General features: G+C 37.3%; 30 protein-coding genes. 21 read left to right on the forward strand and 9 right to left on the reverse strand.

Features of this window, described 5'->3' with window-relative positions; translation table 11 throughout:
• The first annotated feature begins 567 nt into the window (after nt 1-567).
• Entirely contained in the window at nt 568-1,200 is a 633-nt protein-coding gene (locus tag DS745_RS02695) for a LysE family transporter (RefSeq protein ID WP_129076658.1), read from the forward strand.
• Here DS745_RS02695 and DS745_RS02700 read toward each other — a convergent pair.
• Both DS745_RS02700 and DS745_RS02705 read right to left on the reverse strand, forming a co-directional pair.
• Nucleotides 1,181-2,551: an amino acid permease gene (locus DS745_RS02700; protein ID WP_129076659.1), complete on the reverse strand. Its 1,371-nt coding sequence runs from the start codon at nt 2,549-2,551 to the stop codon at nt 1,181-1,183. The two genes, DS745_RS02695 and DS745_RS02700, sit on opposite strands and share 20 nt — an antisense overlap.
• Before the next feature lie 74 nt (nt 2,552-2,625).
• On the reverse strand, nt 2,626-3,255 hold the full coding sequence (locus DS745_RS02705) for an SIMPL domain-containing protein (RefSeq protein WP_129076660.1): 630 nt from the start codon (nt 3,253-3,255) through the stop codon (nt 2,626-2,628).
• A gap of 160 nt (nt 3,256-3,415) precedes the next feature.
• Between DS745_RS02705 and DS745_RS02710 the strand changes: the two genes are divergently transcribed.
• The 7 genes from DS745_RS02710 (at nt 3,416) to DS745_RS02740 (ending at nt 9,255) form a co-directional block, all read left to right on the forward strand.
• Nucleotides 3,416-3,886 carry a winged helix-turn-helix domain-containing protein gene (locus DS745_RS02710; protein WP_129076661.1) on the forward strand — a complete coding sequence of 157 codons (471 nt, stop codon included), beginning with the start codon at nt 3,416-3,418 and terminating at the stop codon, nt 3,884-3,886.
• A gap of 5 nt (nt 3,887-3,891) precedes the next feature.
• Nucleotides 3,892-5,175 (forward strand): MFS transporter, encoded by a 1,284-nt coding sequence (locus DS745_RS02715; RefSeq protein ID WP_129076662.1) that lies wholly within the window; start codon nt 3,892-3,894, stop codon nt 5,173-5,175.
• A 50-nt stretch (nt 5,176-5,225) separates the two neighbouring features.
• Nucleotides 5,226-5,858, forward strand: a complete 633-nt coding sequence (locus tag DS745_RS02720; protein ID WP_129076663.1) for a YhbD family protein — start codon at nt 5,226-5,228, stop codon at nt 5,856-5,858.
• A gap of 5 nt (nt 5,859-5,863) precedes the next feature.
• Nucleotides 5,864-6,508, forward strand: coding sequence for a hypothetical protein (locus tag DS745_RS02725; RefSeq protein ID WP_129076664.1), 645 nt, complete (start codon nt 5,864-5,866; stop codon nt 6,506-6,508).
• 13 nt (nt 6,509-6,521) lie between these two features.
• Nucleotides 6,522-7,250: a polymer-forming cytoskeletal protein gene (locus tag DS745_RS02730; protein ID WP_161568153.1), complete on the forward strand. Its 729-nt coding sequence runs from the start codon at nt 6,522-6,524 to the stop codon at nt 7,248-7,250.
• Between the two features lie 116 nt (nt 7,251-7,366).
• Entirely contained in the window at nt 7,367-7,789 is a 423-nt protein-coding gene (locus tag DS745_RS02735; protein WP_129076666.1) for an SRPBCC family protein, read from the forward strand.
• 140 nt (nt 7,790-7,929) lie between these two features.
• Nucleotides 7,930-9,255: a serine hydrolase domain-containing protein gene (locus DS745_RS02740; RefSeq protein ID WP_241657696.1), complete on the forward strand. Its 1,326-nt coding sequence runs from the start codon at nt 7,930-7,932 to the stop codon at nt 9,253-9,255.
• On the opposite strand, the gene DS745_RS02745 is transcribed toward DS745_RS02740, so the two are convergent.
• A complete protein-coding gene (locus DS745_RS02745; RefSeq protein ID WP_129077023.1) occupies nt 9,252-9,545 on the reverse strand; it encodes a hypothetical protein in 294 nt (97 codons plus the stop codon). The genes DS745_RS02740 and DS745_RS02745 overlap by 4 nt on opposite strands.
• A 127-nt stretch (nt 9,546-9,672) precedes the next feature.
• On the opposite strand from DS745_RS02745, the gene DS745_RS02750 reads away from it, so the two are divergent.
• Nucleotides 9,673-10,317 (forward strand): pyridoxamine 5'-phosphate oxidase family protein, encoded by a 645-nt coding sequence (locus DS745_RS02750; RefSeq protein WP_129076667.1) that lies wholly within the window; start codon nt 9,673-9,675, stop codon nt 10,315-10,317.
• A gap of 186 nt (nt 10,318-10,503) precedes the next feature.
• Here DS745_RS02750 and DS745_RS24845 read toward each other — a convergent pair whose 3' ends face one another.
• The gene (locus DS745_RS24845) at nt 10,504-10,680 is read right to left on the reverse strand and encodes a hypothetical protein (RefSeq protein ID WP_196121178.1); all 177 of its coding nucleotides are present in this window, start codon (nt 10,678-10,680) and stop codon (nt 10,504-10,506) included.
• A gap of 199 nt (nt 10,681-10,879) precedes the next feature.
• Nucleotides 10,880-11,041 (reverse strand): YjcZ family sporulation protein, encoded by a 162-nt coding sequence (locus DS745_RS02755; protein ID WP_129076668.1) that lies wholly within the window; start codon nt 11,039-11,041, stop codon nt 10,880-10,882.
• 219 nt (nt 11,042-11,260) lie between these two features.
• Here DS745_RS02755 and DS745_RS02760 point away from each other — a divergent pair, with 219 nt between their 5' ends.
• Nucleotides 11,261-13,819, forward strand: a complete 2,559-nt coding sequence (locus DS745_RS02760; protein WP_129077024.1) for a DEAD/DEAH box helicase — start codon at nt 11,261-11,263, stop codon at nt 13,817-13,819.
• Nucleotides 13,820-14,483: 664 nt separating this feature from the next.
• Here DS745_RS02760 and DS745_RS02765 read toward each other — a convergent pair.
• A complete protein-coding gene (locus tag DS745_RS02765; protein ID WP_129076669.1) occupies nt 14,484-14,699 on the reverse strand; it encodes a sporulation protein YjcZ in 216 nt (71 codons plus the stop codon).
• A gap of 140 nt (nt 14,700-14,839) precedes the next feature.
• Between DS745_RS02765 and DS745_RS02770 the strand changes: the two genes are divergently transcribed.
• From DS745_RS02770 to DS745_RS02780, 3 genes are all read left to right on the forward strand, one after another.
• Nucleotides 14,840-15,340, forward strand: coding sequence for a L,D-transpeptidase family protein (locus DS745_RS02770; protein WP_129076670.1), 501 nt, complete (start codon nt 14,840-14,842; stop codon nt 15,338-15,340).
• Nucleotides 15,341-15,429: 89 nt separating this feature from the next.
• Nucleotides 15,430-16,119, forward strand: coding sequence for a pseudouridine synthase (locus tag DS745_RS02775; protein WP_129076671.1), 690 nt, complete (start codon nt 15,430-15,432; stop codon nt 16,117-16,119).
• 176 nt (nt 16,120-16,295) lie between these two features.
• Nucleotides 16,296-16,529, forward strand: a complete 234-nt coding sequence (locus DS745_RS02780; RefSeq protein ID WP_129076672.1) for a hypothetical protein — start codon at nt 16,296-16,298, stop codon at nt 16,527-16,529.
• A gap of 84 nt (nt 16,530-16,613) precedes the next feature.
• Here the strand turns inward: DS745_RS02780 and DS745_RS02785 are convergent, their stop codons facing one another.
• Nucleotides 16,614-16,940: a hypothetical protein gene (locus DS745_RS02785; RefSeq protein ID WP_129076673.1), complete on the reverse strand. Its 327-nt coding sequence runs from the start codon at nt 16,938-16,940 to the stop codon at nt 16,614-16,616.
• Between the two features lie 116 nt (nt 16,941-17,056).
• Between DS745_RS02785 and DS745_RS02790 the strand changes: the two genes are divergently transcribed.
• The 5 genes from DS745_RS02790 (at nt 17,057) to DS745_RS02805 (ending at nt 18,947) form a co-directional block, all read left to right on the forward strand.
• Nucleotides 17,057-17,443 (forward strand): Hsp20/alpha crystallin family protein, encoded by a 387-nt coding sequence (locus DS745_RS02790; protein WP_129076674.1) that lies wholly within the window; start codon nt 17,057-17,059, stop codon nt 17,441-17,443.
• A gap of 7 nt (nt 17,444-17,450) precedes the next feature.
• The gene (locus DS745_RS02795) at nt 17,451-17,645 is read left to right on the forward strand and encodes a hypothetical protein (RefSeq protein ID WP_206662908.1); all 195 of its coding nucleotides are present in this window, start codon (nt 17,451-17,453) and stop codon (nt 17,643-17,645) included.
• 14 nt (nt 17,646-17,659) lie between these two features.
• Nucleotides 17,660-17,968 carry a hypothetical protein gene (locus DS745_RS02800; RefSeq protein ID WP_129076676.1) on the forward strand — a complete coding sequence of 103 codons (309 nt, stop codon included), beginning with the start codon at nt 17,660-17,662 and terminating at the stop codon, nt 17,966-17,968.
• Nucleotides 17,969-18,054: 86 nt separating this feature from the next.
• On the forward strand, nt 18,055-18,201 hold the full coding sequence (locus tag DS745_RS24850; protein WP_196121179.1) for a hypothetical protein: 147 nt from the start codon (nt 18,055-18,057) through the stop codon (nt 18,199-18,201).
• Nucleotides 18,202-18,311: 110 nt separating this feature from the next.
• Nucleotides 18,312-18,947 carry an FMN-dependent NADH-azoreductase gene (locus DS745_RS02805; protein WP_129076677.1) on the forward strand — a complete coding sequence of 212 codons (636 nt, stop codon included), beginning with the start codon at nt 18,312-18,314 and terminating at the stop codon, nt 18,945-18,947.
• A 552-nt stretch (nt 18,948-19,499) separates the two neighbouring features.
• Here the strand turns inward: DS745_RS02805 and DS745_RS02810 are convergent.
• On the reverse strand, nt 19,500-20,462 hold the full coding sequence (locus DS745_RS02810) for a DMT family transporter (RefSeq protein WP_129077026.1): 963 nt from the start codon (nt 20,460-20,462) through the stop codon (nt 19,500-19,502).
• A 150-nt stretch (nt 20,463-20,612) separates the two neighbouring features.
• Here DS745_RS02810 and DS745_RS02815 point away from each other — a divergent pair, with 150 nt between their 5' ends.
• Nucleotides 20,613-21,074 (forward strand): DUF6232 family protein, encoded by a 462-nt coding sequence (locus tag DS745_RS02815; RefSeq protein ID WP_129076678.1) that lies wholly within the window; start codon nt 20,613-20,615, stop codon nt 21,072-21,074.
• 118 nt (nt 21,075-21,192) lie between these two features.
• On the opposite strand, the gene DS745_RS02820 is transcribed toward DS745_RS02815, so the two are convergent.
• The gene (locus DS745_RS02820; RefSeq protein WP_129076679.1) at nt 21,193-22,035 is read right to left on the reverse strand and encodes a VOC family protein; all 843 of its coding nucleotides are present in this window, start codon (nt 22,033-22,035) and stop codon (nt 21,193-21,195) included.
• 116 nt (nt 22,036-22,151) lie between these two features.
• On the opposite strand from DS745_RS02820, the gene DS745_RS24460 reads away from it, so the two are divergent.
• Both DS745_RS24460 and DS745_RS24465 read left to right on the forward strand, forming a co-directional pair.
• Nucleotides 22,152-22,292 (forward strand): hypothetical protein, encoded by a 141-nt coding sequence (locus DS745_RS24460; RefSeq protein ID WP_161568154.1) that lies wholly within the window; start codon nt 22,152-22,154, stop codon nt 22,290-22,292.
• A gap of 61 nt (nt 22,293-22,353) precedes the next feature.
• Nucleotides 22,354-22,506, forward strand: coding sequence for a hypothetical protein (locus tag DS745_RS24465; protein WP_161568155.1), 153 nt, complete (start codon nt 22,354-22,356; stop codon nt 22,504-22,506).
• Nucleotides 22,507-22,528: the final 22 nt, after the last annotated feature.

The following is a 22,528-nucleotide window of genomic DNA, read 5'->3' on the forward strand; positions in this document are numbered from 1 at the left end:
TTTTCCATATGTTAGGGGAATGCTGATTAATCCAGGAGTTATTATGACTGATTTTTCCATATGTTAGGAGAATCCTGTTTAATTCAAGAGTTATTATGACTGATTTTTCCATATGTTAGGAGAAACCTGTTTAATCCGGGGTTTATTTTGACTAACTTTTCCATATGTTAGGAAAATCCTGTTTAATCCAGGGTTTATTTTGACTAACTTTTCCATATGTTAGGAAAATCCTGTTTAATCCAGGGTTTATTTTGACTAACTTTTCCACATGTTGGGAGAATCAGGTTTAATTCAGGATTTATTGTGACTAACTTTCCCATATGTTAGGGGAAAGCTGTTTAATCCTGTGCTTATTATGACTAACTTATCCATTTTTTAGGTGAATATAGTTTAATCTGGTGCATATTTCAACTAACTTCTCCATTTAGCACTAAGAACTGCTCCAGCCAATAAAATATAAAAAAATACATCCTCTAGTCGTAAGACCTTGGTTCACTGAATACAATTTACAAGCGGTAAGTTTGTCCCGCGGTTAGTACAACTTTAGTGACTGGAGGATGTTTTTAGATGAGTGTTATTTTAGGTTACATATTTTTAGGACTGTCATTAGCAGCACCAATTGGTCCTGTAAATGCTGCCCAGCTGGACCGTGGTATTAAGAATGGTTTCTTCCATTCTTGGCTTGTGGGACTTGGGGCCACGATCGCAGATGGAGTTTACATGCTGCTCGTATTTTTAGGAGTCGTCCATTTTCTTGAAATTCCATTTATGCAGACATTTCTTTGGTTATTTGGTTTCTTTGTGTTGGTCTACACTGGGTTTGAAAGCATCCTTGGTGCGAAAGAGGCTGCATCAATGGACCCTGTTGAACGAACTAAGGAATCATATTCTAAATCCTTCTTTTCTGGCTTCTTCATCTCTTTGTTCAATCCACTAACAATCTTGTTTTGGTTAGGTATTTTCGGTTCTGTGTTAGCTAAAACCGTGAATAACAATGACATGTCAACCGTCATCTTATACACTGGAGCAATCTTTATTGGGATTACTGTATGGGACCTAACAATGGCAATGTTATCGAGTAATTTACGACGTTTCCTCACCAGTAAGTTCCTAGTTACGATATCTGTTCTGTCTGGAATTTCTTTAATTGGTTTTGGCGTGTACTTTGGCATTCAAGCTGCTACTGTTTTATTTTCGTGAAAACAGATGGCATCTTCGGTTTCTTCGGTTTTTTCCAATGTTGCTTCATGAAGAGTGTGACAATGGCAATGATGCCAACAAATGCGATACTTACAAAGAAACCAGGTCGACTAAGAGCATCAAACAAGGTTCCGAATACTGCCAACATGACGAGAGCAACACCGACAAAACGTTTCACATTATCACCAGTCGTAACTTCATGAATTTTACCATAGGAACCGATGATAAATAGCCAATTGTACAACAACATTAGACCGGCAGCGGTTGTAATATATTCATAAATCTTGCCAGGCATAATAATTGCTAAAATAATTGATACGATAATCCCTGTAGTCGTTAGCAAGATGGCATTAATAGCTATTGTCCCGTTTTTAATCCGTTTTGCTAAGCCAGCAGGTGCATCTTCATCCTCTGATAATGTAACTAAAATTCGAATCACAGCAAAAAACGAAGCAACCATTGTTGAAAACCCGGCGATAATAAATACGCCATTAAAAATATGAGTCATAAACGGAACGTTATAATTAGCTAAAGCAGTAACAAAGGGGCTTGTGTCATTCGTAATTTTATTGACAGAAACCATAACTAATGATAATCCAATTGAAGCTACATAAAGGCCGGTAAGGGATATTAACATGACCTTTCCGGCCTTTAGTGATTCTTTCATGTCATTTAAGCGAATGGCTAAAAGCCCAATAATTTCAATTCCACCAAATCCATAAAATCCAAAGATTAGTGATGGCAAAAAGCCTCTAACGCCACGTGGGAAAACATCCTCATATGTTCTTGGAAGGGCATTTGGATCATTAGCACCTCCAAATAATCCAATAAGCGCAATAATCGCTAAAATAATAAACATGACGATCGCCGCAAGCTTTAGGACGGCTAGTAGATTTTCGATACGGTCAAATCCTTTAGAACCAGCTAAAATGACTAACAATCCTAACACTGCGTAAATACAAGCAAAAATCCACAAAGGAATGTCTGGAAACCAAAATTTTGTAAAGATTGATAAAGCAGTTAACTGACTTCCCATAATTAACATTTCTGAAAGGAAATACACCCAACCGCTACTAAAGCCAGCCCAACGGCCATAAGCTTGTTTTGCATATGTACGAAATGATCCTTTTTGTGGATCGGCAATCATCATTTTCGCGAGAGCTTCGTAAACAAAATAAGTTCCTAAACCAGCTAATGCATAAGAAAGCAAAACAGAAGGTCCCGCCATATTAATGGCAATACTTGAACCAAGGAAAAAGCCTGTCCCAATTGTACAAGCAACCCCTAACAGAGAGAGTTGCCACCAAAGTAATGGTTTTTCCTGTGTCTTCTCTTTAGATGTTGATTTCAAAACAAGTCCCCCTTTCTCATTCTTATATTTTTCGATAAAACGAAAAGTTTATGTAAGGAAGGGGTATTTGTTTTTTAATAGTACTGATACTCTACTTTAATTGTTGAGGAAATTGTTATCTCACCTGGTTGAATTGGAGTCGTTTCAGCTTTGGCTAGCATGGGTGTTACATAAGGAATAGGAGGAGAAGGATGTACTGATACTTCTTCAATCTTATATGGAATAGGGTTAAGGTTAACTGGTAATTGGGATGTTAAAGACAGTGCTTTTTGAGTAGCGTTATGAAGTGCCATTTGAAGTGCATGATGATAGTAAACTTCAGGCTGGGCCACTGTGAATTCAATGTTCGTTACGCTATTTGCTCCAAGACTTACGGCAAGATCTACAACTCGACCAGTTTGATCAATTTCTTCCACTTTAATTAATAGTTGATGGTTTACTCTATAGCCCCGGAAAATTTGGGTCCCATCTTGATAATCGTATAGGGTTTCAATTCGATAGACAACCGTTTGAATGTTCTCTTTCCTTATTCCAAGTTGCACAAGGCCAGTAATAACGTTAGAGATAATGGTTGTATTTTCTTCCTGGGCTTGCTGAAGATTTCGGTTTTCTGTGATAGCACCCAGGGTTATATTTGCTTGATCGGGTGTGACTGAAATAGTTCCTTCACCAGTAACCTTAAGACATTTTAACGAATTGAACATAAGGATAGCTCCTTTATAGGGAATTTTTTATAAAGGTATTAAAAGTTCCCATTTTTCAGAACTGCCTATTTACAATATTTTTACATCGTGTTAATCTGTATTTACAAGACGTACTAATAAAATAGTACGTTAAATAAAATTAGTACGGAGAGTGTTTACTATGGGTGAAAAAATAACGATAGAACAATCAAAATTATTAGGGAATGCGACGAGGGTGAAGATTATTAGTACGATTGCTGAGACACCGAGGACTGCAAAACAGGTAGCTACAATTTTGGGTCAATCTCCAGGGAATATTCATTATCACATGAAGCAACTATTTGAGGGTGGGCTAGTTGATTTAGTCGAGACAAAGGAGATTAACGGTATCACTGAAAAGTATTATCAATCGAAAGCGAAATGGTTCGATGGAGGTCCAGATACTAGTGACCCGGCTTTAGCAGAAAACTTCCAATCAGACTTTTCTACGAAATTGAATTTACGCTTACAGCTAACCGAAGAAGAAAGAGATCAATTGACAGAAGAGTTTAAGGCATTATTAGAAAAATGGGTAAAACAAACTGGGAAAAATGAAAATGCAAAAGAATATGCGATTGGTATTCAAATAGTTGATACGGTAGAAAAGGAGTAGGGGCTATGAGCAGTTACTTATCGATTTTCCAAAACAGAAATTTTCGCGCACTATTCTTTGGCAGAATTATCACAAATATCGGTGATAGTCTTTACGCCGTAGCAGCGATGTGGTTGGTATTTGAATTGGGTGGCTCGACCTTATATACAGGCTTAGCTGGCTTTCTTTCATTTTTCCCAAGAATTATTCAATTTTTATCAGGTCCGCTGATCGATAGATATGCGCTAAAGTCGATCTTAGTTATCACCCAATTCATTCAATGTATCTTGTTATTAATCATACCGGTTGCAGCTTATTTTGATTTTTTAAGTGTGACGTTAGTGTTAATTGTTACCCCTATTATTACGACTTTCAATATGTTTGTGTACCCAGCTCAATCCGCAGCCCTTCCGAAAATACTTGAAGATCATCAGTTAATGAAAGGTAACTCACTGTTTACTTTTGCTTACCAAGGTGTTGAAATGTCCTTTAATGCCATTGCCGGGATCTTAATAGCAAGCGTTGGTGCAGTGACCATCTATTTTATAGATTCTTTGACCTTTCTTATAGGTTTGCTAATTTTTCTACAGATTCGTCTCCCAGATAATAGAATTCATTCAAAAGAGAAAGATTTAAAACAATTTATACGAACCTATCATAATGAATTGCTTGAAGGTGCTCAATTGTTGTTTAAGACATTCTTATCTAGATTGCTATTAGGGGCCATTGTCTTAAATATGGTCATTGGTGCCACCTTTGTTGTCTTGCCAGCCTATGCCTCTGAGCAAGGAGGACCAGAGATATATGGGTTTCTTTTAATGGCAGCAGCACTCGGTTCGTTAATGGGTGCCTTGCTTGCGCCATTCCTAAAATTAGAACGATTTAAAATTGGTAGTGTATATGCTGGAGCCTTTGGTTTAGCAGGTATTTTATGGGCATTATCTATGATTATGCCATGGACTTGGCTTACAATCCTTGTGTTTGGCTTAGGGTGGGCTCCAGGTGGGGCGACGAATATCCTCATCAATACGGTCATTCAAAGGGTCATCCCTAAAGAAATGTTAGGAAGAGTATTTTCAACCGCTGTTAGCATGAGCGGAATTGCGATGCCAATTGGTTCGTTACTCGGTGGGGTTATTGGTGCGTTTGTAGGTAGTACCGTAATTATTTTCACGAGTGGACTTATTGTAATAGGTATTGCAATTTTTTGGATGGTTGATAAGGTATCACGAACCATTCCTTCTGGGGAAGAATTAAATTCTTCTCACTTAAAATTAAAGAATAATTCAAAACTTACCTTTACAGCGTAACAGTGTTATGTTACATTTAAAACAACGAAACAGAGCTGGAGGTGAAAGCGATGGAAGAGCAATTAATCTCAAAGAAAGACCTGCTAAACGAAACGGGAATTTCTTACGGTCAACTGTACCGCTGGAAGCGGAAAAACCTTGTACCAGAAGATTGGTTTATACGAAAATCTACATTTACGGGGCAGGAGACGTTTTTTCCCCGAGATAAAATTCTCGAGAGAATTGATAAAATTATAAATTTGAAAGACGGCTTATCTCTTGATGAGTTGGCCGATATGTTTTCGGGAAGTCCAACAGATCTCAGGTTATCAAAAGAGGAATTGGTGAAACGAAACATTGTTTCGTCAACTTCGCTAGATATATTTTCTGAGCAATTCGGATTAATCAATGACTTCTCATTTGATTTTATTTTATATGTGTACGTACTAGATGAACTGCTCCTTAGTGGCGAAATCAGTTTGCAAGAGTCTAAACAGGTACTACAAACGCTCAAGGATCATTATCCAAAGACAAAAGAGCGAAGTTGCGAGTTAGTGCTAATCCGAAAAATGGGGATAGCGATCGTCCTGTTAGTACCTACTAGTGAACAATTATTTATTGAAGGAACAGCTAAGATTGCCGTTAGGCTACCACTTAGTAAGGTGATTGAGAGGTTGAAGAAGAAAGTATTAATTGGAGGGTAGAACCGATGGCAGACATTAAAATTATTGGAGAGGGAAGATCCCAAGGTGGACATTTTCAGAAAGTCAAAGTGGTTGGGACAGGAAGGATTACAAGTGAACTACATTGTGAGCAAGTAAAACTGTTTGGTGAAGGGAAATTCGAGGGAAATACCTCCGTTAGTCGGTTTACGATGTTTGGTTCAGTCTCTATGAAGCAAAGTTTAAAAGCAAAATTGGTAAAGGTTTATGGAAAACTAGAGGTAGAAGAGACCTTCCAATCTGAGATCGCAAAAATCAAAGGATGGACCAATGTAGATGGAGATGTGTCAGTGGAAAAGTTAGACGTCACTGGTGGCCTGAAAATTAAAGGACTTTTAAATGTTGGACAGTTAACGATGAATTTACAGCACGAACCTAGCAAAATTAATGAAATCGGCGGAGAGAAAATAACGATTAAGAGCAGAAGTTTAAATCCGTTTCGAAAGTCACAACGCCTTGACGTTCATGTTATTGAAGGAGACAAAATTTATCTAGAACACACAACAGCTAAGATTGTTCGTGGAAATGAGGTTACTATCGGGCCTCACTGTGAGATAGAGCATGTAGAGTATAAAACAACTCTAAAAAAAGATAACAAGTCCACGATTGGAAATGAGAAAAAAGGAAACTAGAGAGGTGAATACAATGGAAACAAAAAAAGTAATAGGTGACTTAGTGATTAATGGAAACGGTAGTACGGCTGGTGGAACGTTTGCCAAGGTAAGGTTAAATGGCAATGGGAAAGTTCATGGCGACGTAGAATGTGAGGATTTTGAAACAAACGGCTCTAGTAAGATTGAGGGAAATGTTACAGCAACGAAAGCTGTGATTAACGGTAGTAGTAAATTTGTTGGGGACGTAACGACAGGGAATTTCCTGATTAATGGTAGTGCCGCAATTGATGGTGAACTAGCTTTTGAAAAGTTAGAAGTGAAGGGCGCGAGTAAAGTTACGAAAGGTGTACGTGGTGAAAAACTAGTCGTTGAAGGCTTATTAAAAGCAGGTGGCGATTGTGAGGTTGAGGAAGCTTTTTTCCAAGGGAGCTTTACGATTGACGGACTTTTAAATGCTGATAAAATTGAAGTGAGTTTGCATGGTAGATCATATGCGAAAGAAATTGGTGGAGAAACCATCTCTGTTCGTAAAGGCAGCACTACATTAGGTCTTGATAAACTTTTTAAAGTATTGTCGCGTGAGTTAACGGTTGACGTGATTGAAGGAGACGTTATTGAACTAGAATACACGAAAGCAAAGGTGGTTCGTGGCAATACGATAAAAATCGGGTTAGGCTGTGACATCGATTTGGTTGAATACAAAGATCAGTTGCAGACGAACAAGAGTGCAAACGTCGGAGAAAGCAGAAAAATGGATTAGCGGATACAAGGAGTTTTGATTTTTCAAGACTCCTTTTTGATAATATTGACATAGGTTGACGAAATTCTGTAAAGTATACTCGAAGTACATACATAACAATAGTGGGGGTTTTCATAATGACTACACCAGATATCCGTAAGGTTGTTCTATTAAACGCATCAATTGAAAAGGTTTGGAATTCAGTAGCTACTTCTGAAGGAATTAGTTCTTGGTTTATGGAAAATGATTTTAAACCGGAAGAGGGATTTGAGTTCACCATCCACTCACCGTTTGGACCAACTTCTTGTAAGGTCTTAAAAGTGGAAGAACCAAATCACGTTGGAATTACCTGGGGAGAAGCGGGTTGGGAAGTATCGTTTGATTTAAAACAAGTAGAAGATCAAACAGAACTTACGATGGTTCACTCTGGTTGGGGTGCTCCAGATGAGAAAATTCAAGGGCCAGGACCAGACATGACAAATTTACAAATTAGAACGACAATGGACATGGGTTGGGATGGACTACTAAATAACGGTCTTCGAAATGCGGTTGAGAAATAATATTGATTTGGACTTAGGGAAAATCCTAAGTCCATTTTTAATCCAGGTAAAAAAATTTAGGTTAACGAAGGATTTTTAAAGGATATAAGAGGGAAATGGCGAATAAATCTACTACTATCCATAGGAAATGAGGGATTTAGTTGACTCAGCAAAATTGGAGTGAATTTGAAACATACTTAGCTAAAACAATGAAAGAACACCATATCCCTGGCTGTGCCGTGGCCGTATCACAAAAGGGTAAGGTCATTTATAAAAAAGGTTTTGGTTATCGTGATATGATCACAAAACGACCTGTAACACCAGAAACGATCTTCGGTGTTGCTTCCGTAACCAAATCTTTTACGGCACTGTCTATCATGAAACTTGAGGAAGAGGGGCATTTGTCGGTTGACGATCCTGTTGTGCAACATCTACCAGAGTTTAAATTAGTAGGTGTTGAAGATATTAGCACAATAAAAATCCACCATTTACTCACTCATACAACAGGCCTTGCACCAATGTTTCGTCGTGAAGAATTACGAAAATTAAAGCATCATATTGCTTACCTTGCCGATAAGGAATATGAACGATTAGGTGAACCGGGAGAATATTTTAGCTATTGTAACGATACATTCTTACTTCTAGGGGCAATCATCGAAAAATATACAGGGAAATTGTATCGTAGATATGTGACCGAATCGATTCTAAACCCCTTGGGAATGTATCGTTCGACACTTAGCATTGATGAGCTAGGAAAGTATGAAAATGTCTCTATTCCATATGATTACAACAAAAAAACACTGCAACTAGAAGAGAAACCTTGGCCAAAGCTAGGGAATTATGAGATTGGTGGCGGAATTAGATCTACAGTTTTAGATTTATTAGAGTATGGACAAGTATACATTAATGGTGGCAAAGGGTTATTGTCAGAAGAAAAGGTTAAGAAAATGTGGGAAAATCCTTTTAAGGTCAGGGAGAACACATATTATGGTTTCGCCTTACAAGTTACTCCCAATTATGCCAATGGAACATTAATAGAACATGGTGGGGGCCAACCAGGTGTTTCCTCAAATTTCGGATTTATACCTGAACAAAAACTGGTCGTTTCAGTACTGTGTAATGTTTCTAATGTTCCTGTAGATGAAATTTGGTTGGCTGCGGTAAACACAGCACTTGGTTTACCAATGGATCAAAAGCGCACAACTGAGCCGGTTTATGAGATTTCTGAAGAAAGACTCAGCCAATTTTTAGGTGCATATGATAGTTCAGAGGGCGGGAAAGCCGTAATTTTCTTAGAAAATGGATTGCCAATGCTTGAGGTTAATGAAGAAACATTTGCTCTAAGGGCAAGTAATGAAAACACTCTAGTTATAGAGAGTAATGGAAAGCCGTTAACATTCTATACGACAGGCAATGACAAGGCGTGGGGACTATTGCTAGGTTTTAGAGTTCTAACAAGAAAAAGAAGCTGGGTGCCAGGCACCTAGCCTTTCTTCATCTCACTAATAACAAACGCAAGCTCTTCATTGCCGAACATCGATAATACCGCTAATAATGTATCTGTTGCTATATAATCTGATTCTTCTTTTGTAACAGTGTGCTCAATTGCATCATTCAAAGCGGTGTTATTTTTTTGGTTAGGATACGCTTGTTCATAGACTTGCTTAGGATCTAAATTGTGATTAATACACCACTGGGCAAAAATGAGAATCATCATTTTCTCATCTCGTTGATAGTTTTCAATTACTTCATTTTCCAAGTGAACCACACCTCTCATGAATTTAATTATATAAAATCGAACGTATGTTTTCAATGGGAAATTGCTTTACATGAAAGGAAATCCAAATCATCAGTAAATGGCCGATAGATCATTCGTAAAAAAAGGTTTGCTAGAGAGGCACGGAATGGAGGGGAATAGCTTGAATTTTTTTCAAGAAACAATTGAAACTGAGGAAGCTTTACGATTATTTACTGGAGAACCAAGTGACTTAGTCAAGTCAAAGGTTATCAACCATATAGATCATCATGTAAAGAACTTCATTGCAAAGTCACCTTTCTTGATGATTTCTACATCAGATACTAATGGATTATGCGATGTTTCACCTAGGGGAGATGCTTCAGGTTTCGTACATATTCTGGATGAGAAACACTTTGTAATTCCAGAGAGACCAGGAAATAAAAGAGTTGATACGTTAAGAAATATTATAGCAAATCCTCAAGTAGGGCTACTGTTTATCATTCCGGGGTTAGAAGAGACTCTCAGAATAAACGGAAAAGCTTGCGTAACGAAAGATGAGAAGATACTAAAAGAAATGTCAGTGAATGGTAAACTCCCGTTATTTGGGATAGGTGTTGAAGTAGAAGAGTGTTTCATCCATTGTGCGAAAGCATTTAAACGTTCAAAACTATGGGATGTAAGTAGTTGGGAAGAAAGAGATTTACTACCCTCGGCTGCACAGATACTTTTTGATCATGCAAAGCTGCCTCAGACAACGGCAGAGAACATTAAGGAAAGACTTCAGAATAGTTATCTTAACCAGCTTTATTAAAGCACAAGGCTGTTTTCGCAAAGTTTGTTGCTTTAAAAATACTTAGAATTCACAACTAATTTAGTAAGTAGTGCTCCTTTCTTACATAATTTATTGGCGGATATTTCGATTATTTTAGGGGGGAAAAGCCACAATGTTTACGAAAAGAGCCAAGCACAAAAAAAGGACTCTTTAAGTGAGTCCTTTTTATGTAGTTAATTCCTGTAATTCTTCTTCAAAGTAGAAGGTTTGTGGGTGTTCCTTAACCGTATAGGAATATCTCTTCATGTTTGGAACGTAACTAAACTTGTTAATAGTTACCGTTTCCCCAGTTGATTTAAGGGTAGCTTTATCGTTGGACTGAAATTTATTTTTGTTTCGCAATTAGTTACCTTCTTTCTTTGTAATTATTTTATTATCTCATAGTTTGCCCATGTTGACTATTTTTCTTCTTCTTAAAAAGATTATTCACTGAAAAAAAAAGCTATGACTGCTCACTTTATTAAGTTTTTAAAGGGAAAACCATTTTCTTGGAGAATAAGAAGAGAGCGCCTTTTTGTCAGCGCTCTATCTTTATTTGGTATTAGACAGTTGGAGTTACCCAAGCAGCCCCGATGATTACTAATAAGATGAAAAGAACCACGATTAACGCGAAACCACGGCCAAATCCACCTGTATGCGCTACAGGAGCAGCAGCTGGGTAGCATCCAGCTCCATAACCAGCACCATATCCGTATCCGTACATTAACTAACACCACCTTCCTGTGAAGTTACTACAGCATATGCACTAGTTTGCAACTAGGTATTAGATATTTGCGGATTAGACAATAATTGGGCAGATGCACATATAATTAGGACTAACATAAATAGTGTGATAATGTAAAAACTAATAAATAAAAAGTTTTTAGGAACAACCATCTCCTCTCAATACATTGATCATTTACATAGAAAGGAGAGTAAAATGATAAATCGAATTGAGAATTTATATCCAATTGCAGTGGAAAGAACGAAGACAAAGGTTTTAGAAGATATTGATCGCTTTCTTGAAACCCATGAAGTGGCTCCAGATTTTAAAGATTATAAAAAAGAACGTTATAAATATTTGGGTGAAATTTGGTTTAACATTTGGCTTAACTTAACAAATAATGATGTGCCAAGAAAAGAAAAAAAACGGCTATTAAGTGAAAATGGCTATGAAGTAGAGAATGTAGATAAAAAGCTCATTAATAAGTTGTTTCGTAATGAAATGATGTTATTTTCCCCTTTTGACGTGGTGGATTGGTTAGTAGTTCAATTTGAAAATGATTCGGATAGATGGAAACAAAGACATCCTGTTGCCAGAGCTAATTTTTTAAAGCGACTAGAGGAAGAACGATTAGCTCAAAAAAAACACGTCCTCTATGACCAAATTGAACTTGTAGCAACCGAGTCAATTGATGAGGAATACGATACGTTTTATTTGTTTGTTAGGAATTTCGTTTCGTCAATACTGGTTAAGGATCTTAGGGAAAACTCGAAGTATTCGCAAGTTGAAGCCTATAAAATCGAAGAAAAGTTAGTGGAGCAGGGCAAGTTTGATGCATCTAAGTACTCGACCATGGAAACATTTTTTCAAGAATTAACAGGTGCAGTTCATAAGATGTACCGATGGGAATATGAGACCTACAGTTACCGTTATGTCGCACTGATTGATGAATATGTTTCAGAAATTGTCTCAAATTGGGTATTAGGCAAACTACCATCAACTGTTCTTGAGGAATTTGAACAACTCACTGGTCTAAAATTGACTGAAAATGTGTTAACTGAGATTTTAGATGACTATATAACTGCGCTTCAATCGGATTATTTTTTAAAGATTGAAGAAGAGTATATTGAGGATTTACTAAAGCTTGTGGACATTCCGTTTGACCTTGATGATCACGAGCAAGTATATGAAGATGACTTACGGAATCGGGAACGAAGGAAACAAGAAGAATTAGCTGAAATTGAACGGAAGAAGGCAGAAGAAGCAAGAATGCTTGATGATATTTTCGGTAGAGAATATAGTCCATCAACTGGGAGAAATATTCGCTATGTTCTTCATATTGGTGAAACGAATACCGGGAAAACTCATCACGCTCTAAATGAAATGAAAAAAGCTGACACTGGTCTTTACTTAGCACCGCTTCGGTTATTAGCCTTAGAGGTGTTTGATAAATTGAATAAAGAAGGAGTACCTTGTGGTCTAAAAACAGGGGAAGAAGAAAAAGAGGTGGAAGGGGCAAGTCACCTAGCTTGTACGGTAGAGATGTTCCACGAGAAATCGTTTTTTGACATTATTGTGATCGATGAAGCACAAATGATTGCAGACAAAGATCGCGGGTTTTCTTGGTACAAAGCGATAACAAAAGCAAATGCCCGGGAAGTTCATATCATTGGTAGCTGGAACGCTAGAGAAATGATTGTTGAGCTATTGGGTAATTCGAAAATAGAAATTCATGAGTACTATCGGGATATCCCGTTAGTAGTTGAAAAAAAGGAATTTAATATTAAGCATACGAAAAAAGGTGACGCACTTGTTTGCTTTTCTAGAAGACGTGTTTTGGAAACAGCGTCAAAGCTTGAAAATGACGGTCATTCAGTTAGCATGATCTATGGCAGTATGCCACCTGAAACACGGAAAAAACAAATTCAACGATTTAATACTGGCGAAACAAAGGTCATTGTAGCCACAGATGCGATCGGGATGGGACTAAACCTACCCATCCGCCGAATTGTATTTTTAGAAAATGAAAAGTTTGATGGGACGAGAAGGCGACGTTTGACTTCCCAAGAAGTGAAGCAAATTGCTGGGCGAGCTGGTCGTAAAGGGATTTATGATACCGGGAAGGTTGCCTTTACAAAAGATATCCGAACAATGGAACGATTGTTAGAGCAGGAAGATGTATTAATATCAACGTTCGCAATAGCACCAACAAATTCGATTTTTGAGCGATTCCAAAAATATTATCGTGATCTCAGTAAATTTTTTGAGATGTGGTATAAGTTTGAAAGTCCAAAAGGAACGAAGAAAGCTTCATTATCGGAAGAGCGAGAGTTATATGCAACGATCCGTGATACAGAGGTGGAAGGTCGTCTTTCGATGATGGATCTTTACGGATTTTTACACTTACCATTCTCCAAGAAGGATCCAGAGTTAATCAAGCAATGGCGCGATACGATGTTTGCGATTGTTCGAGGCAAGGATTTACCAGAGCCCGTGATTAAAAGAGGGACTCTTGAGGAGCTGGAATTGTCATACAAGACGTTAGGGTTGCATTTGCTGTTCTTATATCGATTGAACAGAGGAACAGAGGCTATTTACTGGGAACGTCTACGGCAGGAAATTAGCGATCATGTTCATGAACGATTAAAAACAGATGTAAAAGCATTAACGAAGAAATGCAAAAGCTGTGGTAAGATCCTTCCGTGGGATTTCATTTTTCCAATTTGCGATGCATGCCACGCTCAGAAGAAGCGCAGAAGTTATTATGAGGAATATTAGTTCTATGGGGAGAAGGCGCATGAGTGATTGCGTCTTTTTCTTTTTTGATGTGGTGGGGAGAGCGGGAAGTAGAGTTGTAAATAGGAGTAGTAAGAAAGCTGCCGATAAAGGATCTCAGTTACAAAATTCTCCTAAATAATGGTAAATAGGAGTAGCAAGGTAGCTGCCGATTACACTATTTTCCTAAATAGTGGAAAATACAGTAAGTGAGAAGGATCTCGGTTACACAATTCACCTAGATAATGGTAAATAGGAGCAGCAAGGAAGCTGCCGATTACACTATTCTCCTAAATGGTGGAAAAAACAGTAAGTGAGAAGGATCTCGGTTACACGATTCGCCTAGTTAATGGTAAATAGGAGCAGCAAGGAAGCTGCCGATTACACTATTCTCCTAAATAGTGGAAAATACAGTAAGTGAGAAGGATCTCGGTTACACAATTCGCCTAGATAATGGTAAATAGGAGCAGCGAGGAAGCTGCCGATTACACTATTCTCCTAAATGGTGGAAAAAACAGTAAGTGAGAAGGATCTCGGTTACACGATTCGCCTAGTTAATGGTAAAAAGGAGTAGCATAACCATTAAATCAGCAAAGTAGCACTATATCATACAAAATAGGCGCTGCTTCTTTCAGTCAGCAACGCCTATCATGAATAAATTCCTTCCCTATACAGGTGCACCTGGAGTTCTGTATAAATATAGAGCTCCTAAAATAACCAATAAAATTACGACTACGACAACTAAGGCAATGCCAAAACCAGCACCGCCTCTAGCTGGTGCAACTGGGTAGGCTGGAACGTAGGCAGGAGCAGCCATCGGTGTAGGACAGCAAGGATCATACATATGTGCAGCAGGATAAGTTGGGGCACCATAATATCCCATACAAACACCCCTTTCTTAGGTTATAGTACAAATTATGATAGTAAACAGATAAATGTTATAGGCAAAAAGCTAGTTTTTAGTGCCCTATTCCTTCTAGGTAACATAAAATAACCTATCATATCCCTAAAGGGGGGATTTAAGTGAATCATAGACACTCTGTGAAACCAGGAGAAACATTAATAAGTATTGCCGAAGACTTTCGTATACCTGTGCAGTCTCTAATTTCAGCTAATGCCATTGCTGATCCAAATGTGATTTATGTTGGCCAACAGATTTCAATTCCTGGAATTCCCGATCCTAGTACCATTTATTACTCAATTTTGGTATCTATAAGTAATCGCACATTAACTTTACGGAAACATACTGATATCGTAAAAACGTTTCCAATTGCTGTTGGGCGAATTCTCCATCAAACTCCTACTGGAGAGTTTGTTATTATCAATAAGGCTCCTAATCCAGGTGGTGTTTTTGGAACGATGTGGATGTCATTATCCAAAAAACACTATGGAATACATGGAACAAACGACCCTTCATCGATAGGAAAGGCTGTATCTAAAGGTTGTATACGTATGTACAACCATGACGTAAATGAACTTGCTAGTATCGTCCCGATCGGAACGAAAGTCATCATTCGTTCATGATTTATTAAATATTTCTAGTCCATTTCTATAAATAAGTATGTTAGAATAAACGGACTGAGAATATTGTCACATATAAGGATGAGACTTAAATGATTATTGATAAATTTATTAGCATAACTGGAGTTTGTTCTAGAAGAGAGACAAAACGCCTAATCGCAGCTGGTAGAATTACGATTAATAATACCATTTGTCGCTATGGGGACTCAGTTGGACCTAGTGATCAAGTTTTAATTGATGGTAAGCCGATTGAAGGAAAAAAAGAAAACGTCTATATTATTTTAAATAAGCCTGCTGGGATAACATGCACGGCTAGTAAAGAGGTTAAAACAAACCTCATTGACTATATGGATTATCCTGAACGGATTTTTGCCGTAGGTCGATTAGATAAAGAATCGGATGGGCTTCTGCTTATGACGAACGACGGTGACATTGTTAACGAAATTCTTCGTTCTGAAAATAATCATGAAAAAGAATACATTGTAACGGTAAATAAACCAATCACAGATGAATTTATACAAGGGATGTCCTCTGGGGTAGACATTATGAATACAACAACGAAACCATGTCATGTGTCTCGAGTCAGTGACAATGTGTTCCGAATTATTTTAACACAAGGTCTTAACAGACAAATTCGGAGAATGTGCAAAGTGTTTGGCTATCATGTGGAGCGACTGCAACGAATTCGGATCATGAACTTAATGATTAAAGATTTACCAGTTGGTGAGTGGCGGTATTTATCAGAGAGTGAATTGAGTGAACTTAAAACGTTGTTAGATTAATGGAAAACACTTAATTATTTAAGTGTTTTTTATATGACTTTAAATGTGAAGTATTTCACAATTTATTCAAGAAAGAGTCGCAAGGTAGACACAGATTTTACTTTCACTATAAAACTGCCATGATATAGTAAAAGTAATAGAAGAAACAATTTATAAATTTCAGAGGAGTGTTGAAAATGAGAAAAATTAGTTTAGTTGTAGAGGGAATTATAGCATTTATTATCTCGTATCTTTCAATTTTTGCAGCATTAGCTGTCTTACCATCTTTTTTAGGAGTGATTGTAAATATCTACGGTGGTAACTATCAAAATGCAGGTACGTTGTTTACATTCTTAGTGTGTGCTGCAGTTTTGAGTTCAAACTTTATCATTAAACACTTACGAAGCTTAAATATCATACCAGCGAAATAATTCTTTTTTTTAAAGTAATTATGTGAAATGTTGAGCATAATAAAAAGCTGTTACTTCTAATTTAGAAACTAGAGGTAACGGCTTTTATTGATAATAATCAATTACTTTAAACGGAATGTTCTTACCATTAACAACCACGGAAAAACTCGCCTTAGGCTTTGACTTTTCAATGCCCTTAACAACTCTTCCACCAAAGTTGTTCCCCAGATTTAATGCTCCGCTCAAGTCTTTAATATCTAGTCGGTCAAGGTGATATGAGAGTTGGTCTAAATAAAACTCTTGTATATTAATTTCTTTAATTTCTTGAATATTGATATTTATTGTAATGTGCTTTTTCTCTGTTTCTCTTCTTTTAAGTTCTTCAATTATATCCTGAAAAGAAGGTACTTCTTTCTTAACCTCAGCATCCAAACTATCCACCCCCATTATTTATCCTATTTAGCTAGTCCACCTTTTATTATAAAATTTTTTAGAGTTTTTTCGCATATACATATGGAAATGGTATGGTGAATGGAGCGAGAATACATTTGAAGGAACCTATTAACTGGAAGAAAGTTCATGATGATATTGAAGAAGTACTAGGTGACGATTTTTGGGATGAGATGAAGGATGTGATCCCAAAACGTGGCCCGACTATTGATGTATATTGTAACGGTGAGAGAGTCGTTATTTTCGCAGAATTTCCAGGCATCGAGGTAGAAAACCATGTGAAGCTCAAAAAAGAGGGACAGTCTATAATCTTACATGGAGAAATTCCGTATCGTTACCCTTTTCCTAAAGCAGAATTGGAATTGTCCGAAAGGTTCACTGGAACGTTTCAGAGAAAAGTACTAATACCTTTTCCTTTTTCACTTCAAAAAATTGCTACATTCCAAAACCATGGCTTAGTGGAAATCCATATTTTGAAAGGGTGAGACGATGGTGGAAATACGTTTTCAAACGATTAAAATTGATACAATCTCCCAAACATCCGGTCTTTTTACGGGAGATAATTTTCAACATGGAGCTAAAGCGATCACTAAAATTAATGAGGGGCAGGGTTCTGTCTCTGGTGATCAAAATAAGATAAAAGATAATAAAAGCGTTGTGATTGAACTCGAAGCAAATGAAAAGTAAAAGGGAGGTCGAGCATGTCATCATTCTCTCCGAAGTTTGTCATTGGCAATATTCGAATTGGTACGATTGAAGGTGCCTCATGCGTAAATATGGGGAATAATTTTCCGAGTAATTTTCAGAGCAATAAAAAACATAATCAAGGTTTTGGTTCGATTACTGGAGACAACAATTCACTAGAGGGATTAAGGTCAATTTTATCAGACTCTCATATAATTGATATGATTACGAACTCACCTACTAGTGAAGATATACCAGAGTGGGTCCAAGAAATCATTAAGTCTAGGTTAGCAACGGAGAATGATGAGGAATTTGGGGGAAAATAGTTTTACAGAAAAGTCGGAAAAACACTTTCTATCGTGGTAAATATTCAGTAAAATAATGTATAAGCTATAGAAGTGGAGGTGACAACATGGAAGGGAAACCAAATCATTATGATGGCAGCATACAGAACAACGACACTTCAAATGCTAATTCTGTTAATGAACCATTTACGTTAACTGACGAAATGAGAGCAACTATTAGTGGCAATCCATACTTAGGGTCTGAAACCAAATAACTTAAAGCAAGAGCTGTCTTATAACGAGGACAGCTTTTTCTTATGTCGCATAGTATCCTTTTTTTCGCAAAAACTAAAATGCACAATTTTAAAGGAAAGAAGGAAGAATAATGACGAAGGTATTGTACATTACAGCACATCCTCATGATGATACGCAATCTTATAGTATGGCAGTTGGCAAAGCATTTCTTGATACATATAAGGAAGTAAATGCTGACCACGAAATAATCAATTTAGACCTATATAACGAAGATATCCCTCATATTGATGTCGACGTATTTAGCGGTTGGGGAAAATTAAGATCTGGACAAGCATTTGATGAGCTTTCTGCAGAGGAAAAAGGAAAAGTTGGGCGTTTATCGGAATTATGTGAGCAGTTTATTGCTGCGGATAAATATATTTTTGTCACACCATTATGGAACTTTTCATTCCCACCTGTCTTAAAAGCATATATTGACTCAATTGCTGTTGCTGGTAAAACGTTTAAATATACAGAGCAAGGGCCAGTTGGTTTATTAACGGACAAAAAAGCTTTGCATATTCAAGCGCGTGGTGGAATTTATTCAGAAGGTCCTGCAGCTCAAATGGAAATGGGTCATCGTTATTTAGATATTATGATGCAATTTTTTGGAGTACCTTCCTTTGAGGGATTGTTTGTGGAAGGGCATGCAGCAATGCCAGATAAAGCAGAAGAAATTAAAGAAAACGCAATCGCACGTGCTAAGGATTTAGCCCATACGTTTTAGTATTTAAAAGTGGCACCCTATCTGGAGAAAAGGGTGCTGTTTTCATTTATAAATCACCTTCAATTACAAATGGAATAGAATAAAAGAGTTGAGTCAAATAGGCAGGTGTAGCGATGAAAAGTCTAGTTTCATTCTCGAACATTGAAATTAATCGTATCACAAATTCTTCAGGAGTTTTTGTTGGAAACAATAGTAGTATGTACAAAACCTCAACGCTTCGAAATAAAATGGGGTTGGGCAGTGTTAATGGTGAGAAAAATCATTTTTCTAATAACCATACTAAACTTATGAACAGAATAATTAAATAAACATTTTTTTCTCAAAGGCTCTTTTCGTAAACATTGTGGCTTTTCTATCCTAAAATTATCGGAAAAATACCCTAGATGAAGATATCAGCCAATAAATTATGTAAGAAAAGAGCAATACTTACTAAATTAGTTGTGAATTCTTAATATTTTGTGTAAAAATCCGGTTTATGGGATTTTTACGAAAGCAACATACTTTGCGAAAACAGCCTTCTCAAAAGAAAGCGCCAGGGAGATTCCCTGACGCCTATTTTGCTATTTTAACACTTGTAGTAAGGAGCTTCTGAGGTTTGTTTACCCCTAAGCTGTGTAGCAGCATACCAATAATAATGATGCAAAGACCAATGGATGCAAAGATATTAGGGAATGGACTTGAAAGTAGCAACACTTCCCCAATCATGACAAAAATCACTTGTGTTGATTGTGTTGCTTCAACAGAGGCTAATTTATGATGATCGTTTCTTACTCTGTTAGTTGCCACGAAAAATAACGTAGTTGCAATAACGCCAGAACAAATAGCAACAATAGCGGATTGGATTACCTGGCCACTCGCTGGCGGTCCTACTTGAACGTAGCCGATAATCGCAATGATAAACCAAAACGGGAGACAGGCTAATGTCATACCTAGAACACGCTGAAACGTATCTAATTCTCCACCGCAAACATCCATCATTTTACGATTTCCGAGTGGGTAAGCGAAGGAAGCTACTAGAACAGGGAGTACACCAATAATTAGTAAGCTTAGTGTAATACTACCTAAGTTTTGAAGTTGTATTAATACAATTCCTATTAGGATAAATACAGAAATATATAGTGCACGAAGCGGAATTTTTTTACGAACTTTCTGGGTACCATGGGTTTCAAAAAATAAAGGACCTAGTAATATCCCAGCGACAATTGTTACTTGCCATGTTCCAGCTACTAACCATCCTGGTCCATAGGCAGCTGCGAACGTAATGGGTCCATAGAAAAGCACAAAACCCGTGAAACTCCATACTAACCAAGGGAGTGGTCGATTTTTCATCGCTTGAAACAGTGGTCTTAAGTTTTTCCGTAATAAAACAATCAGTATGAGTGGTGGAACCATAAAGAAAAATCGTAACGAAGAACTCCACAACCAACTACCACCAGAAAGCTCCATTGAGCGGTTTAAAATAAAGGTAACTGCGAAAAACATAGATGCAAGTATTCCTATCGCAATTTCTCTCATAATCATCACCTAACTCTCTCTCCAAAATACGTACTATTATCTTACGCCTCACGAAGAAAAATTGCTAGGAAAAATTTCCACACGAATGTAACATAAGTTTGTCCACCTTTTCATATAATTTTCTAACGAAGAATATTGGACGGTGGAGAAATGAGCGATGTTATTTACTTTGAGAGCGAGGACGGTAAAATTGTTGTAGCTGATGATTTTGTCCAAATTGCTCATGTGACGGTAAAGGTCAATGATTTAATGAGTGGAGAAGCCTATGTAGGAAAACCTGATCAAACGATCAACATGGCCTTGGCCTTGGTCGGGATTTTCTGCATCTTCTTAGGGAAAATTCGTGAGGGTCAACTCACAGATCTGATAGATATAAACGTTTTGTTTACAGCTTCTAATTATTTTGATTTGGCTGGACTAATTATTCTTTTGGTTACACTTTTAATTACTTTACCTCAAAAAGAGTATTATGCTCTTCAGTTTCGATTGAAAGATGGTAATAAAAAGAGAGTGATATTAAAGGATAAACAACATTATGTAAACATCCTCGAGATTAATAAGGCGATTAATCAGGCATTACGTTATGCTGATTATCGTAGACAATCGAAATAATTCAAAGGGTAACGGGTATATTAGGACAGGCAGTCGAACTCTTCTTGGAAAGACGCAATCATAGAAAAGGCATGCAGGAAAATTCCAGCGTGCCTATTCCTTTTATTCGTTATTCTCGCTACACACCTAGTTCAATCTTGTTTCCAGAAGGGTAGGTCGTAGTGAAATTGGTTACCTCATATCCTAACTTTTGAATGTTTGCTGCCACTTGGATTCTTGTTTCTTCATCTGGGAAAATAATGGTGAAGTGTGTTAGTCCTACACTGTTATCCAATGGTTTGGGTGCACCTAAACCGTTCCAAATGTTTGTCCCAATGTGGTGGTGATAGTTTCCGGTGGAGAAAAATAGCGCGTGATTTGCCATTCGAATGACTACTTCAAAGCCAAGTCCACGGCAGTAAAATTCTTCGGTCTTATCCATATCTGCTACATGTAAATGAATATGACCTAGGATTGTCTCTGGTGAAAGACCTGTCCAAGTCTCTCCTTTCCCTTCTGCAACAACTTCCATAAAATCTAGTGATTTATTTTCAGCTTCAATGAGACCATTCTGCCAGCGCCATGTGGAGGACGGGGTATCGCTGTATACTTCAATTCCATTCCCGTCTGGATCAGCAAAATAAATGGCTTCACTAATTTCGTGATTAGCTGCTCCTTGGATTTGAAAGGCCATTTGTGCTAAATGTTGAATAAACTTACCTAACTCTTTTCTACTTGGTAGGAGGATCGCAAAATGATATAAACCAGTTGTTCGTTCCTGCTTTGGAAGAATATCTTCTGGCTGTTCTATTGTTAAAATGGCTCGCGTGCCATCTGCCGTAAAACGAACTTTTGTCGATGTTTCTTCAAGCACTTGAAAGCCAACAATACTTTGATAAAAATCGATCGATCGTTTCAGATCTTGGACTTTCAATGTTAGTTCACTTACATAGGTATTAGGTTTTTGATGAAATCCAGACACTTATTTTCCTCCTTAGTGTTTCTAGATATTAGTGTAATTGTCAGTGAAAAGAATTACAACTCGTAGCATGCTTGTGTTTAGATTTGAAATAATAACAGTGAATGGAGGTGGAAGCAATGGCTAAAAACAGAAAGCGCGACAATCGTAAAAACAATGATGAAGTAAACGTTGAAAACGTTAATACTGAATTTGCAGAAGAAAATGATGCGCAAGACTTAAATTGTGATGATTGTAATGTAGATAATAACGATAAATAAACAAAGAAGCTATCGCAACAACTTGCGATAGCTTGTACACAACTTGAAATGAGGGTTTAATGTGGATAAAAAAGAGCGGAAACCAGTGCCTAATGTCTCTGGAAGTTTTCAAGTGTCTAGTGAGACACAGCAAGAAGGACTTCAAGAGGTAGAAGCTGAAAATAAATTAGATGAAGAGTCTATGTATTATGCCCGTTTATTTATGGAGGACTAAAGTGAAATACTCCCGACTCTTT

It is taken from the genome of Anaerobacillus alkaliphilus (genome assembly GCF_004116265.1).
GTDB lineage: Bacteria > Bacillota > Bacilli > Bacillales > Anaerobacillaceae > Anaerobacillus > Anaerobacillus alkaliphilus.